Genomic DNA, 14,170 nt, shown 5'->3' on the forward strand with positions numbered 1-14,170 from the left:
CTCCTTCGAATCGGACGAAGCTTGCCTGTCAGGAATCAACCCGGTCTGAATTGTCAGGACTCAGCCCGGTTCATACCGTGTCTCTCCTATCGTCTTGATCCCTCAAGAACTCGTGCATGACAGCGCGGAGCCGCATTGGGTCGACAGGTTTGTGCAGCAAAATGTACCCTCTATCCTTAGCGTCACGTAATGGTTCGGGTGCCGTATCGCCGCTGGTGAGGATAGCTGGAATTGATGAGCCAAACGCCGCACTAATTTGTTCAATTGCTCGGATCCCGGTCTTTCCGCTCGCAAGATGATAATCCGAGATTATAAGATCGAGGCGTTGTTGGCGCTCAGCCAGTCGGATAAGCGCAGCTTCGTCGGATCCGGCGGTAAGGACGGAGTATCCCCATTTGCCAAGCAATCCGCCCGTCTCCTCTCGCACAATTGGAGCATCGGCAATAACAAGAATTACCTTACCTTCGACCGCAACGACTGCGGGGCGAGGTGTGTCGACGGGCTCAGTGGACGTGACGCATTTGTCGGCCATCGGAATCAGGATTGCGAATCGCGAACCTCGGCCCACAGTCGAAGCTAAGTCGACTTGATGGTTGAGAAGTACGCGAAGCCTGTCGACAATAGCCAGGCCGAGCCCCAGGCCGCCGTACCGGTTCCGTTCTGAGCCGGGTAGTTGAAAAAACTCGCCAAAGATATTCTGCTTCTGATCCTCAGGAATGCCGGGACCGCTATCCCATACTTCGATACGCAACATTTCACCGCGCCGACGACATCCGACGATGATCCCGCCCCGTGACGTATAGCGCACAGCATTGGATACCAGATTGAGCAGTATGCGTTCGAGCAGCATGGCGTCGCTCCGCACCCAGGCATCACTTCGCCGAACGCGTAGACGCAAGCCTTTTTCTCGCGTTGCCTGATCAAACGTAGTCTCAATTGTTTGCAACAGGCGCGCGATCGGGAATTCGGTAATTTTGGGTGTAAGGATTCCAGCATCGAGCCTGGAAATATCCAGGAGCGAGTTGAACATTTCATCCATTTCTTTGCGCGTTGCATCGATCCGCTCGATCGTCTTTGTCCTTTCCCCCGATTTGAGCGGCGTGCGCAGCTGCGCAACGAACAGGCCTAGTGCATGTAATGGCTGCCGCAAATCATGGCTTGCCATGGCAAGAAAGCGCGATTTTGCTGCATTGGCGAGCTCCAGCTCTTGCGTACGCTCTGCAACCTTCCGTTCGAGTTCCATCTGCGAGTGGCGCAGACTTTCCTCCGCCTTCTTGCGCACCTCGACGTCGGCGCTCAGTAACAAGCTTGGAACGGTAATACTGATCAAGAACATCAATACCAGCAGGAATGAAACGTTGAGATCCACGGTCGTGAAGGGGCCGCCGCCCGTGAGCGTCCCCCAAATCGTGATCCCCGCAAGCACCAGCGCAACCGTTGCGGTGTCACGTGGACCGCGGCGCAGCGCCGCCCACAACATTGGCAGGATCGCAAGAAAACCCAGTGGATTTCGGCTCGGCGTTTGCTCGATCAGGGGGCTGAAAGCAATGAGTCCAACAGCCGCCGCTGTTGCGAGGACGCCGACCGTCTCCAAAAATTCCTTGCGGTTGAAAGCATGGAAGGGGCTTGATGCCCAAAGCACGATAACGGGGGCAATGACCAGCGCGCCGGTCACATCTCCCAGCCACCAAGTGACCCAGGCGTTTGCGAAATTCGTCCGTTCGATGTACCCGGCGGTTGCCAGGCTGGACAGTCCAATGGTGGCGCTGATCGGTGTCGCGATCACGAGGCAAATCAGGGTAAACTTCGCGACAGAATTTGGCGTCGAAAACGTATTACATCCGCTCGACCATCGATTGATGAGGTAAACGCCAACAACGGCTTCAAGAGAGTTGCCGGTCGCAATCGCAATTGCGGTGGCAACCGAGCCGGCGGTCGCCGCATTGGCGATCACCGCCGCCGTGAAAATTGCGGGCCAAGTCCGATATCCCCACAACAGCACCGCCGCCAGCGCGACACCTGTCGGTGGCCAAATTGGCGTTGCACTGGGATGAATAGAGGCGAGAGCAAGGCCACCTTTTGCCAGGGCGAAATAGATCAGTCCAATTGCGACCAGACCGCTGGCATAGCTAATGCCTCGGCGGAAATTTATCTCCGGCGATAGTGATCGTGGATCGGACATCGTCGATGCCTGGACCAGGCAGTTGGATCGCCCCCCACAACTGACCTTTGATCTTCTTGAAGATCTGCGAAACTGATCTCGTTGATAAAGATCTGCGAAACATTAATCCTCTTTAGGGACTCGTGCGACCATCTCAAGGTTGCACACGCGTTCGAGCCGGGCTTAGCTAGCGCTCGCATGGTGCCGATACGGGCGGGCATCGCAGGCCCGCCGTGTTCTGCAACTGACCTGCCACCGAAGTTTCATCCAGGAGCATTTGGAGTCCTGTTGGGTCTTACGCCGAGTGGCGCGGATGCAGCAACGGGCGATTGGCGGAGCTGGTCGGGGTTGCGCAGCCGATCGCCCGTTGCGGGGAGGTTGGCGGCATAGGCCGCAGGCGTCTGGTATTTCGGTGAGGAGTGCGGCCGCTCGCCGTTGTAGTCCGTGACCCAGGCGGCGAGCTTGCGCCGTATGTCGTCGAGGCCGAAGAACAGCGTTTCGTTCAAGAACTCGTCGCGCATCCGGCCGTTGAAGCTCTCGACAATGGCGTTCTGGATCGGCTTGCCGGGCGCGATGAAGTGCCAGTCGATGGCGTTGTCCTTGCACCAGGCCAGCATCGCATTGCAGGTGAACTCGGTGCCGTTGTCCGAGACGATCGAACCCGGCTTGCCGCGTCGGGCGACGATAGTGGTCAGCTCCCGCGCCACCCGCCGGCCCGAGATCGAGGTGTCAGCGATCGCTCCCAGGCTCTCCTTGGTGACGTCGTCGACGATGCTGAGGATACGGAAGCGCTGTCCTGGGGCGAACTGGACACGTCCATGCCGCCAAACTTGGTCTTCCAATTGTAGAACGTCGCCTCCGAGATCCCGTGCTTGCGGGCAAGATCAGCCGTCTTCGCGCCGGCCTCGTGCTCTTTCAAAACCGCGATGGTCTGCTCTTCCGTGAACCGTTTACGCTTCATCTGTCCGTCCTTCGTCAGGCCGGACTCTAAATCCTTCTGGAGGAAATTCTTAGGGGCAGGTCACGAGGAGCAAAGCGACGAAGCAATCCAGAATTCTGGCGTGGCTTCTGGATTGCTCCGCTTCGCTCGCAATGACGGAACGTCGGCTTGGCCACGATCTCAACCAAACACGTACATCTTCAGATCGCGCATTCGCCTCACTCGTCTGATCTGATCATCGGACGGGGCGTGTGGCGTCTTGTGAAGCGGAGCGTTGCGATGCAGAACAGACAATCTCGCGATCAGACCGACTGGATCAGCGTGATCGCGATCGTCTCAGTCTTCACGATCGCCAGCCTTGCGTTGCATTTCGGCTGGATGCTTCGCTAACGCTCCATTCCGCTACGCCGCCTTCTTCTTCTCCGCGAGGTCGGCGAGTTCCTTCAGGATATCGGTGGTGCCGGCGAGCCGCTCCTCGGGCGTCTCCCAGACCTGCAGGAACACGACCTTCATGTCGGGGCGCACCTTGGCGGCCTGGCCGTGGCGCTTGATGAAGGCGACGAGACGATCGGGATAGGCGAAGCTGTTGTCGCGGAAGGCGATGACCGCGCCCTTCGGGCCGGCATCGACCTTCTCGACATTGGCCCTGCGACAGTAGTTCTTGATCGCGGCGACCTTGAACAGATAGCGCGTCTCGTCCGGCAGCTTGCCGAAGCGGTCGCGCAGCTCGGCCGCGAAGTTGTCGATCTCGTCGTCGGTCTCGAGATCGGCGAGCCGACGGTACAGCGACAGTCGCACCGAGAGGTCGGAGACGTAGTCCTCGGGGATCAGCACGGGCATGCCGATGGTGATCTGGGGCGACCAGCGGTCGACGGTCGGCTCGGTGATGCCCGCCTTGAGGTTCTCGATCGCCTCCTCCAGCATCGACTGATAGAGCTCGAAGCCGACCTCCCTGATGTGGCCGGACTGCTCGTCGCCGAGGAGGTTGCCGGCGCCTCGGATGTCGAGGTCGTGGCTGGCGAGCTGGAAGCCGGCCCCCAGCGTCTCCAGCGACTGCAGCACGCCCAGGCGCTTTTCGGCCAGTGGGCTGATCTTGTGCGTCGACGGCAGGGTGAACAGCGCATAAGCGCGCAGCTTGGAGCGGCCGACGCGGCCGCGCAGCTGATAGAGCTGGGCAAGGCCGAACATGTCGGCACGGTGCACGATCAGCGTGTTGGCGCGGGGAATGTCGAGGCCGGATTCGACGATCGTGGTCGACAGCAGGATGTCGAACTTGCCGTCGTAGAACGCCCCGATGATGTCCTCGATCACGGTCGGCGCCATCTGGCCGTGCGCGACGGCGACCTTCATCTCCGGCACGGTCTTGTCGAGGAACTCCTTGACCTCGGCGAGATCGTCGATGCGCGGCACGACGTAGAACGCCTGACCGCCGCGATAGCGCTCACGCAGCAGGGCCTCGCGGATCATCACGGGGTCGTGCGGCGCGACGAAGGTGCGAACGGCGAGACGATCGACTGGCGGCGAGGCGATGATCGACAGCTCGCGCACGCCGGTGAGTGCGAGCTGCAAGGTGCGCGGGATCGGCGTCGCCGACAGGGTCAGCACATGCACCTCGGCGCGCAGCTGCTTCAGCCGCTCCTTGTGGCTGACGCCGAAATGCTGCTCCTCGTCGACGATGACGAGGCCGAGATCGCGGAACTTGATCGCCTTGCCGAGCAGCGCGTGGGTGCCGACGACGATGTCGACCGAGCCGTCGGCGAGGCCCTTCTTGACCTGATTGAGCTCCTTGGTGCTGACCAGCCGCGACGCCTGTGCGACGTTGACCGGAAAGCCCTTGAAGCGCTCAGCGAAAGTCTTTGCATGCTGGCGCGCGAGCAGCGTGGTCGGCACGACGACTGCGACCTGCTTGCCGTCGAGCGCGACGGCAAAGGCGGCGCGTAGCGCCACCTCGGTCTTGCCGAAGCCGACGTCGCCGCAGACCAGCCGGTCCATCGGACGTCCCGCTTCGAGATCGGCGAGCGTCGCCTGGATCGCGGCGAGCTGGTCCTCGGTCTCGTCATAGGGGAAGCGGGCGCAGAACTCGTCATAGAGGCCAGCCTGCACCGGCAGCTTCGGTGCCTCGTGCAGCATGCGCTCGGCGGCGATCTTGATCAGCTCGCCGGCCATCTCGCGGATGCGGTTCTTCAGCTTGGCCTTGCGCGTCTGCCAGCCGGAGCCGCCGAGCTTGTCGAGCTCGACATTGGTCTGGTCGGAGCCGTAGCGCGACAACAGCTCGATGTTCTCGACCGGCAGATACAGCTTGGTCTCGCCGGCATAGCGCAGTTCGAGACAATCATGCGGCGCGCCGGCGACCTCGAGCGTCTGCAGCCCGACGAAACGGCCGATGCCGTGATCGACATGGACCACGATGTCGCCGATCGCGAGGCTCGTCACCTCCGAGATGAAGTTGTCGAGCTTGCGGCTCGCCCGGCGCGGCCGCACCAGGCGGTCGCCGAGAATGTCCTGCTCGGAGATGACGGCGATCTGGTCGGTCTCGAAGCCGGTCTCCAGGCCCAGCACCGCGAGCATGGTCTCGTTGCGCGGCGTCGCCTGCACCACGCGCCAGGTGTTGACGCTGGTGACATGGATCAGCTTGTGGTCCTTCAGCATGCTGGCCATGCGGTCGCGCGAGCCTTCGCTCCACAGCGCGATCACGACCTTCTTGCGCACCGATTGCAGCGCCTGCACGTGCGCCACCACGGCCTCGAATACGTTGACGGCGGAATCGTTGCGCTCGGGCGCGAAGTTGCGGCCCTGCCGCGCACCGATGTCGACGACGTTGGCGCTCTCCGGCACCGCGAACGGAGTGACACGCGCCAGCGGGACGGCGGCGAGCCGCTCGGCCCATTCGGAGGACGTCAGATAGAGGCGGTCGACCGTCAGCGGCTTGTAGATCGCCCCGCCGCCGGGATGCTCCATCGCCTCGCGGCGCGCGTCGTAATAATCGATGATCTGCTTGAAGCGCTCGCGCGCGGCGTCCTCGCCCTGCGGCTCGATCACGATGGGTGTGTTCGGCAGATAGTCGAACAAGGTCTCCATCTTGTCATGGAACAGCGGCAGCCAGTGCTCCATGCCGGGATAGCGGCGGCCTTCGCTGACGGCCTCGTACAGCGCGTCATCGCGCTCCGGCGCGCCGAACTCGGCGACATAGCCCATGCGGAAGCGGCGGATGGTGTCGGTGACGAGCTGGAATTCAGAGACGGGCACGAGATCCAGCGAACGCATGTCGAGCAAGGTGCGCTGCGTCTCGGCGTCGAAGGTGCGGATCGATTCCAGGCTGTCGCCGAAAAAGTCGAAGCGCACCGGTTGGTCGAGGTCGGCGGGAAACAGGTCGAGAATGCCGCCGCGCACGGCATATTCGCCGCTCTCGCGCACGGTCGACGAGCGGTGATAGCCGTTATGCTCGAGCCAGGCGACGACGGAGTCCATCGGCACGACATGGCCGGGCGCGACCGACAGCGCCTGCCCGGCCATGGTGTCGCGCGCCGGCACGCGCTGCACGATGGCGTTGACGGTGGTCAGCACGATCAGCGGCTTGTCGCTGCCGGCGAGGCGCGACAGCCGCGCCAGCGTCGTGACGCGCTGGGCGAGAATACCGCCATGCGGCGAGACGCGATCGTAAGGCTGGCAGTCCCAGGCCGGGAACTGCATCACCGGCAGATCCGGCGCGAAGAAGTCGAGCGCCCGCGCCAGCTGCTGCATCCGATTGCCGTCGCGACAGACCACGGCGAGGCTCACCGCCGGCGGCTTCGGCTTGGCCGCGACCGCCCGCGCGAGATCGGAGACGACCAGGCCTTCGGCGCCCTCGGCGACATTGGCGAGCGTCAGCGCGCGCCCCGGCGCGAGATGCTCGGCTGGCGACTTGACCGGGCTCTTCATCAATCGGCGCCCACCGCGCGGAACGCCTTGATGCGCTCGAACAATGCCGGGGTCTGCTCCGGCGGCAGCGGCCGGGCGCCGGTCACCGCGGCGTAGAAATCCGGGTCCGGAACTTCCAGAAGCTGTTCGAGCTCGGCCAGCTCGCTCTCGGAGAGGCTCCCGATCTCGGCATCGGCGAAGCGGCCGAGGATCAGGTCCATCTCACGGGTGCCGCGATGCCAGCAGCGGAACAGGAGCCGCTTGCGACGGTCGTCTAGGCCTTGGCTCGATCGGGTCGTTCCGGTCATCGCGATATTCCTGCAGGACAACGCCAAAAGCCCGGACGGTGCCGGGCGCGGTTCGATATAGCGGCACGCAGCGCTCCTGTCAGCCCTCCCAGGCTGCAGAACCGGCATGCCCGGCACCTGAAACCTGAGAAAAAGACGTGGATGTCTTGGCATTCGCGGCTATTCCGGCTCTCAAACCGCTTTAAGTGTTCGGTCCATGCGCCCAAGCGTTCTCAATCCCCTGTTCGCGCCGGTCACCACCCTCTCCGGGGTCGGGCCGAAGCAGGACAAGCTGCTGCGCTACCTGCTCGGCTGCAGCGAGACGCCTCGCCTGGTCGACCTGCTCCTGCATCTGCCGGCCAGCGTGATCGACCGCCGCAACCGGCCCAAGGTGCGCGACGTCGCGGTCGGAACCGTGGTGACGCTCGAAGTCACGGTCGATCGCCACCGCCCCTCGCGCAACGCCCGCGCGCCGTACCTCGTTTACGCCAGCGACGAGACCGGCGACGTCGTGCTGACCTTCTTCCGTCCCAAGGGCGACTACATCGAGAAGGTGCTGCCGGTCGGCGCCAAGCGCTATGTCTCCGGCACCGTGCAGATGTATGACGGCGCGCCGCAGATCGTGCACCCCGACCGCATCCTGGATGAAGCGGGGTTTGCAAAACTCTCCGGCATCGATCCGGTCTATCCGCTGACGGAAGGCCTCGCACTCGGATCGTTGCGGCGCGCGATTGCCGCGGCGCTGACCAAGCTGCCCGAGCTGCCGGAATGGATCAGTCCGGAGGTGCTCAGCCGCTGTGGCTTCCCGCCCTTGAAGGAGGCGCTGACGCGGGTGCATGTGCCGCAGGAGCTGACGGACATCCTGCCGGAAAACCGGTTCTGGTCGCGGCTCGCGTTCGATGAGCTGCTCGCCGGCCAACTGGCACTGGCACTGGTGCGGGCGCAACTGCGCCGGCCCGCGGGCAACCGTCATGCCGGCGATGGCCGGCTGCGCCGCAAGATCATCGACGCCCTGCCCTATGCGCTGACGAACTCGCAAGCCAAGGCGATCGAAGCGATCGCCGCCGATCTCGAAAAGCCGGTGCGGATGCTGCGGCTGCTGCAGGGCGATGTCGGCTCCGGCAAGACGGTGGTGGCGCTGCTGGCGGCAGCCGCCGTCGCCGAGGCCGGCAAGCAGGCGGCCCTGATGGCCCCGACCGAGATTCTGGCGCGCCAGCATGCCAAGACCATCACGCCGCTCGCCGAGCGCGCTGGGATGAACGTGGCCATTCTCACGGGGCGCGAGAAAGGCAAGGAGCGTCGCGACATTCTTGCGCGTCTGGAGGCCGGCGAAATCGACCTGCTGGTCGGCACCCACGCGCTGATCCAGGACGACGTGGTCTTCAAGTCGCTGGCGCTCGCCATCGTCGACGAGCAGCATCGCTTCGGCGTGCGCGAGCGGCTGGCGCTGACCTCGAAGGGCGAGGCCGTCGACGTGCTCGTGCTGTCGGCGACGCCGATCCCGCGCACCCTCGTGCTGACCTATTTCGGCGACATGGACATCTCCGAGCTGCGCGAGAAGCCGGCCGGCCGGCAGCCGATCGACACCCGTGCGGTCGCCGACACCAGGCTCGGCGAGGTCATCGATGCCGTCGGCCGCGCGCTCGATGCCGGCAAGCTGGTGTACTGGATCTGCCCGCTGGTCGAGGAATCCGAGGCCGAGGGCGTCGATCATCTCACCAATGCGACGGATCGCTTCGAGAGCCTGCGCGAGCGCTTCGGTGCCAAGGTCGGCCTCGTCCACGGCAAGATGAAGGGCAGCGAGAAGGACGACGTCATGGGCCGGTTCGCGGCCCATGAGCTGCGGCTGCTGGTTGCGACCACCGTGGTCGAGGTCGGCGTCGACGTGCCGGCCGCCAGCATCATGGTGATCGAGAATGCCGAGCGCTTCGGCCTCGCCCAGCTGCACCAGTTGCGCGGCCGTATCGGCCGCGGCTCGGAAGCGTCGACTTGCATCCTGCTCTATCACGAGCCGCTGGGGCAGATGTCGAAGGCGCGGCTCGCGGTGATCCGCGAGACCACCGATGGCTTCCGCATCGCCGAGGAGGACCTCAAGCTGCGCGGCGAAGGCGACGTGCTCGGCATCCGCCAGAGTGGCCTGCCCGGCTATCGCATCGCCCGTCCCGAGGTGCATGCCCAACTGATCACCCAGGCGCGCGACGAGGCGCTGCGCATCCTGAAAGAGGACCCGAAGTTGAAGGGCCCGCGCGGCGACGCGCTGCGCTGCCTGCTCTATCTCTACGAACGCGACGAGGCGATCCCGCTGCTGACGGCGGGCTGACATGTCGTAGGGTGGGCAAAGCGACGCCAAAGGCGGCGCGTGCCCACCATGTCGATGGTCGTAAAGAACAACGGTGGGCACGTCACACCGCGCGTTGCGCGGTGCGCCTTTGCCCACCCTACGAGTCTATGACGCCGGCTTATTCACCTTGCAGCTCTCGGCGAACGCCACCAGCTGCGCCGCATCGGTGCCCTGCCCCTGCACGTCCGTCGCGATGTGCTCGAACAGACGGGCGAAGCCTTCGTAGATCAGCGCGGCCGGATGGTCATCACCCAGGAAGCCCGCGATCTCGCGCATTTCGGCGACCCAGCGATAGGCCTTCGGCAGCATGTCCGGCAGCGCATTGGCAAGCCGCGCCTGGACGTGCGGCAGGCTCAGCGCCAACTCGTCGCGCAGCGCGTCGGCGGCGCCGGCGCGGGTGGCGGCCAGCACCATCGCGGCGCCGAGCCCCGTCAGGCCCTTGTTGATGCCCGCATAGGACATCTTCAGCGCCGAAGCCGCGCCGATCGGCCCTTCGATCCGGCGCAGATCGAGCCCGAGTTGGCCCAGCGCGGCGACATCAACGGCCGCCTCGCCGCTCACATACAACGCCGGTCCCTTCGTGCCCGGCTTCGGCGGCAGACCGATGATGGCGGCATCGACCAGGCGCGCGCCCGAGGACAGCACGATGTCCTCGATGGTCCGGATGGTGTCGACGTTGACGGCGTTGCAGTCGACGATGATGGGCTTCTTCGAATTCCGGTTGATGACCGTCGCGAGTTGCTCCGCCAGCGCCACAGCCTCGCCCGGCGGCACGATCGACAGGATAATGTCGGCATTGGCGATCTCGGCGTCGCTGGCGCCGACCATGCCGGATGCGGCCGCCCTCGCCCGCGTCGCCGCGCTGCGCTCCTCGAGCGAAGTCAGAACCTTGCAGCCGTGCTCCACGAGACGGGCGGCGATGGCGCTGCCCATGGCGCCGGGCGCGATGACGGCAATGCTGGGAGGCATGATGACGCTCCGATTCCAACGATGGTCTCTAAAACTATGCCCACCCCATGACAAAACTGAAGGCACGAAAACGAAGGGCAGCCCTTCCGGGCTGCCCTCGCCTTGGCCGCAACGCCAGCGCCCCCTCAGAGCCCCCGAGAACGCTGGCTGCCGCGGCAGACCCTCAGAACGCGATCTTCAAGCCTCCGCTGCCGAAGAAATCGTCTCCTCCCGTGCGTCCGATCGTGCGCGACACGTTCACCGTCAGCGCCACATTGCTCCAGAACGGCGCCACGACGCCGGCGCTCACCCGGCCGTAGACGTTGTGCGAGGTGCCGTTCGGAACCGTCCAGTTGTTGACGATGACGGGCGCCGAGGTCGCGTTGTACTGAATCAGGCGGCCGTTGCCGATGATGTCGTCATCGAGGGTCAGGTTCAGGTACGGATTGATGACGTTGCCCTGCACCTGGAACGGCGTGCGCAGCTGCACGCCGACGCTGCCGATCAGGGTCTCGGCGGTCTGCGAGCCGACCGCGAGCGTCAGCGCAGGATCGCCGGTCTCGGTGTAGCCGTCGACACGGGCGCGGGCATAGGTCAGCCCGCCGATCGGTCCGAGCTTCGCCGTGCCTGCATCGAACAGGTAACCGGCCTTGCCGGCCGCGACGAAGGTGGTGCCGCCGGGACTGGAGGTGATGGTGTCGACCACGCCCGGCCGCGTGTTGTGATAGTCCTGACGGCCGATCGTCGCCAGGCCCTCGGCAAACAGGTTGCTGCTGGCCCAGGCGCCGTAGAGGCCGAACTGATAGGAGTTGGCATCCGTGGTGCCGGCGCTGTTGAACAGCCTCGCCTTCGGATTGGAATAGTCGAAGGCGGTACCGATCATGGCGTTCGCCGACAGCCGGTACTCGACGCCAATTGTGCCGCCGATGCTGTCGAGATTGAAGCCGTTCGAGGCGGCGCTGCCCTGGCGGTCGCTCACGCCGCCATTGCCCTGCATGTAGAACGACCATGGGCTGACCGGCGCCAGCGGCGGCGCCTTGGTGTAAGGGGACTTGGCGTAAGGCGCCTTCGTCACCGCGGCAAAGGAATTCATCGTCGACGGCGCGAAGCCGGTGGTCTCGCGGAACTGATCCAGCTTGCCGAACAGCGTCGAGGCAAACCCCATCGCCGTGATCGATGCCACCTCGCCCTGCGGCGCGAAGGTCAGCGGCGCGTTGAGGCGGTTGACGATGTACTGGCCCAGCACCTCGAAGCCGTGCGAGGTCAGGTGCACGCCGTCGACATAGAACAGATACTGGCTCTGCAGCGCCGGATTGCCGATGCACGCCACCGGACAGGCGCCGACATTGGTGAAGCCATAGCGCTGTGGATTGGCCTGGATTAGCGTCCCCACCAGTCCGGTGTCGACATACTCGACACGTACGCCCGAACGCGCGACGCCTGCGAGCGACTGCTGCATCAGGCTGTTATAGGTCGTGCTGTAGGCCTTGCCGGCCGGGGCATTGGCGTTGCCGACGGCCTCCGGCAAGGTGCTGACATCGCCGGCCGTGAACACGATGCTGCGCGCGCCGTCCCCGACCAGCGCGTTGATGCCGGCCATGGCCTGCTGGGCCGTGACGGCCGCGGCCGTCGGCGCGCCAGCGAGCGAGCCGCCGGCGCGGTAATAGGCCCGCGCATCGTTGCCGCCGACCGAGATTTCGACCAGGTCGGTCGACGAGATCCTGCCGGAGAAGCCCGTCAGTCCGCTCCATTCCTGGAAGAAGCCGGGAATGCCGGGCGCCACCACGTTGGTATTGCCCGCCATGGCGCCGCCGATCGCGTAGTTGAGCTGGGGAATGCCGAGCAGCGCCGAGGTCGTGTCGACGAAATTCGTGCCGCCGCTGAAGCGGCCGGTGGGATAGAGCGGCAGCTTGCCGGCGCCGCCGGTGAAGGTCCAGAGATTGCCCGTGTCGGCGTAGCTGTCGCCAAATGCCTGAATGCGCGTATAGGTGGTCTGGGCTGCTGCCGGCCCCGTCAGTTGCAGGGACGCCGCGGACAGCGCGACCGCGCACAACAATGTCGTCCTACTCACAGGCATCCTACGCGCCTCCCCAACGCCTTACTTTTGTTTGCCCGATGTTTCCATGGTGACCATTCGAAACACCACCGCCCGCTGGTTGTAGGAACGACGACATCCGTGGCTGTGCTTTCCCCGCATCATCATGCAGTGCAAAGCGCCGCGATGCGCACGTTTGCCCGCTGGGCGGACCGGACCGCCAGCGACCATGCTCACGAAGGCTGCTGACAGAATCTGGCAGAGGGCTCGGCTAGTCGTGTGGCTGAAGCGCTGCAGACGGCGCCGCCACCGGAGAAACGACGATGCCCGACTTCAATTTCCTGATCCTCTACGTCGACAACCCGCCGAGGAGCGCGGCCTTCTATGCGGATCTGCTCGGCCGGCCCGTGATCGAACAATCGCCGACATTCACCATGCTGCCGCTGCGCGAGGGGGTCATGCTGGGCTTGTGGTCGCGGCACACGGTCGAGCCGACAGCGACGGGCGCAGCAGGCTTCGCCGAGGTCGCGTTCGCGGTCGGCGATGCCGGCGAGGTCCAGAGGCTGCACGACGACTGGAAGGCGCGCGGACTCTCGATCGCGCAAGCGCCGACGCGGATGGATTTCGGAACGACGTTCGTCGCGCTCGATCCGGACGGGCATCGCCTGCGCGTGTTCGTTCCGCAGGATGCGGCCTAGCCCCTCCGCGGGTGGCCGGCCATGCGCATCAATCGGCCTTTCAGCCTAGTCCGCCTTGGCCGGCTCCGGCTCGCGATGCGGCGATGGCTGCGCGGGTGCGTTGGCGAGGCGCGCGGTGTTGGCCATGTTGGCCAGCGCCGCGACCTTTTTCTGCTGGTCGGATCCCGGCTGCACCACGCCGCATGACATGATCAACGTCGCCGCGTCCTCGGCGCTCATGTCGACCTCGATGATCTTGCTCCGCGGCAGATAGAAGAAGAAGCCCGTGGTGGGGTTCGGCGCGCACGGCAAGAACACCGAGATCTGCTCGTCGTCACCGGGCAGGCGGCTCGCAATCTCCGTGCTCGGCGGCTGCGAGATCAGGACGATCGACCACATGCCCGGCGACGGAAACTCGACCAGGCCGACACGGCGCAGGCTCGAGCCCTTGCCCGAGAACAGCGTCTCGAACACCTGCTTGAGGCCGCGATAGATCGCCCGCACCGCCGGGATGCGGCCGAGCAGCCGCTCGCCGAGGTCGACCAGGGTGCGGCCGATCAGGTTGGCCGTCAGGAAGCCGAGCAGCGTCAGTCCGATCACGGCCACGATCAGGCCGGAGCCGGGCACGCCGAACGGCAGATAGGTTTCCGGACGATAGACCAGAGGCACGAACGGCCGGACCAGCCCGTCCACCCAGGTCACGAACCACCACGTGATGTAGAGCGTGATGGCGACGGGTCCGGCTACGACGAGGCCGGTCAGGAAATAGTTGCGAAACCGGAACATCAGCCCATGGTGGGGCGTCTCGGCCGGAGCATCGGCCAAGGGATCGGTCTCTGGCGGCAGGTCGTCGCGGGAACTCATGCGAACTTCCGGGTCGGATC

General features: G+C 64.8%; 8 protein-coding genes and 1 pseudogene. 2 read left to right on the forward strand and 7 right to left on the reverse strand.

Annotation, left to right across the window (positions count from 1 at the left end):
• Window positions 1-70: 70 nt before the first annotated feature.
• The 4 genes and pseudogenes from QX132_RS00005 to QX132_RS00020 all read right to left on the reverse strand — a co-directional run bounded on the left by QX132_RS00005 (window position 71) and on the right by QX132_RS00020 (window position 7,306).
• On the reverse strand, window positions 71-2,182 hold the full coding sequence (locus tag QX132_RS00005; protein WP_316159780.1) for an MASE1 domain-containing protein: 2,112 nt from the start codon (window positions 2,180-2,182) through the stop codon (window positions 71-73).
• A 242-nt stretch (window positions 2,183-2,424) separates the two neighbouring features.
• Window positions 2,425-3,122, reverse strand: a pseudogene (locus tag QX132_RS00010) (integrase core domain-containing protein).
• Between the two features lie 381 nt (window positions 3,123-3,503).
• Window positions 3,504-7,019, reverse strand: coding sequence for a transcription-repair coupling factor (gene mfd / locus QX132_RS00015; protein ID WP_316159781.1), 3,516 nt, complete (start codon window positions 7,017-7,019; stop codon window positions 3,504-3,506).
• Entirely contained in the window at window positions 7,019-7,306 is a 288-nt protein-coding gene (locus tag QX132_RS00020) for a succinate dehydrogenase assembly factor 2 (protein WP_315757546.1), read from the reverse strand. The genes mfd and QX132_RS00020 overlap by 1 nt, the downstream gene beginning before the upstream one ends.
• Window positions 7,307-7,502: 196 nt before the next feature.
• Here QX132_RS00020 and recG point away from each other — a divergent pair, with 196 nt between their 5' ends.
• Window positions 7,503-9,605, forward strand: a complete 2,103-nt coding sequence (gene recG, locus QX132_RS00025) for an ATP-dependent DNA helicase RecG (RefSeq protein WP_316159782.1) — start codon at window positions 7,503-7,505, stop codon at window positions 9,603-9,605.
• 126 nt (window positions 9,606-9,731) lie between these two features.
• Here recG and QX132_RS00030 read toward each other — a convergent pair whose 3' ends face one another.
• The gene (locus QX132_RS00030; RefSeq protein ID WP_315774723.1) at window positions 9,732-10,595 is read right to left on the reverse strand and encodes an NAD(P)-dependent oxidoreductase; all 864 of its coding nucleotides are present in this window, start codon (window positions 10,593-10,595) and stop codon (window positions 9,732-9,734) included.
• Between the two features lie 163 nt (window positions 10,596-10,758).
• On the reverse strand, window positions 10,759-12,651 hold the full coding sequence (locus tag QX132_RS00035) for an autotransporter domain-containing protein (RefSeq protein WP_315797384.1): 1,893 nt from the start codon (window positions 12,649-12,651) through the stop codon (window positions 10,759-10,761).
• Between the two features lie 281 nt (window positions 12,652-12,932).
• On the opposite strand from QX132_RS00035, the gene QX132_RS00040 reads away from it, so the two are divergent.
• On the forward strand, window positions 12,933-13,307 hold the full coding sequence (locus tag QX132_RS00040) for a VOC family protein (RefSeq protein WP_316159783.1): 375 nt from the start codon (window positions 12,933-12,935) through the stop codon (window positions 13,305-13,307).
• Between the two features lie 45 nt (window positions 13,308-13,352).
• Here the strand turns inward: QX132_RS00040 and QX132_RS00045 are convergent, their stop codons facing one another.
• Entirely contained in the window at window positions 13,353-14,150 is a 798-nt protein-coding gene (locus QX132_RS00045; RefSeq protein ID WP_315737899.1) for a DUF502 domain-containing protein, read from the reverse strand.
• Window positions 14,151-14,170: the final 20 nt, after the last annotated feature.

Source organism: Bradyrhizobium sp. SZCCHNRI20481 (genome assembly GCF_032485055.1).
Lineage (GTDB): Bacteria > Pseudomonadota > Alphaproteobacteria > Rhizobiales > Xanthobacteraceae > Bradyrhizobium.

Excerpts from the sequence above, each read along its gene's own strand:
- QX132_RS00005 (WP_316159780.1), bottom strand. The coding sequence starts at position 2,182 with ATGTCCGATCCACGATCACTATCGCCGGAGATAAATTTCCGCCGAGGC.
- QX132_RS00030 (WP_315774723.1), bottom strand. The coding sequence starts at position 10,595 with ATGCCTCCCAGCATTGCCGTCATCGCGCCCGGCGCCATGGGCAGCGCC.
- QX132_RS00045 (WP_315737899.1), bottom strand. The coding sequence starts at position 14,150 with ATGAGTTCCCGCGACGACCTGCCGCCAGAGACCGATCCCTTGGCCGAT.
- recG (WP_316159782.1), top strand. The coding sequence starts at position 7,503 with ATGCGCCCAAGCGTTCTCAATCCCCTGTTCGCGCCGGTCACCACCCTC.
- mfd (WP_316159781.1), bottom strand. The coding sequence starts at position 7,019 with ATGAAGAGCCCGGTCAAGTCGCCAGCCGAGCATCTCGCGCCGGGGCGC.
- QX132_RS00040 (WP_316159783.1), top strand. The coding sequence starts at position 12,933 with ATGCCCGACTTCAATTTCCTGATCCTCTACGTCGACAACCCGCCGAGG.
- QX132_RS00020 (WP_315757546.1), bottom strand. The coding sequence starts at position 7,306 with ATGACCGGAACGACCCGATCGAGCCAAGGCCTAGACGACCGTCGCAAG.
- QX132_RS00035 (WP_315797384.1), bottom strand. The coding sequence starts at position 12,651 with ATGCCTGTGAGTAGGACGACATTGTTGTGCGCGGTCGCGCTGTCCGCG.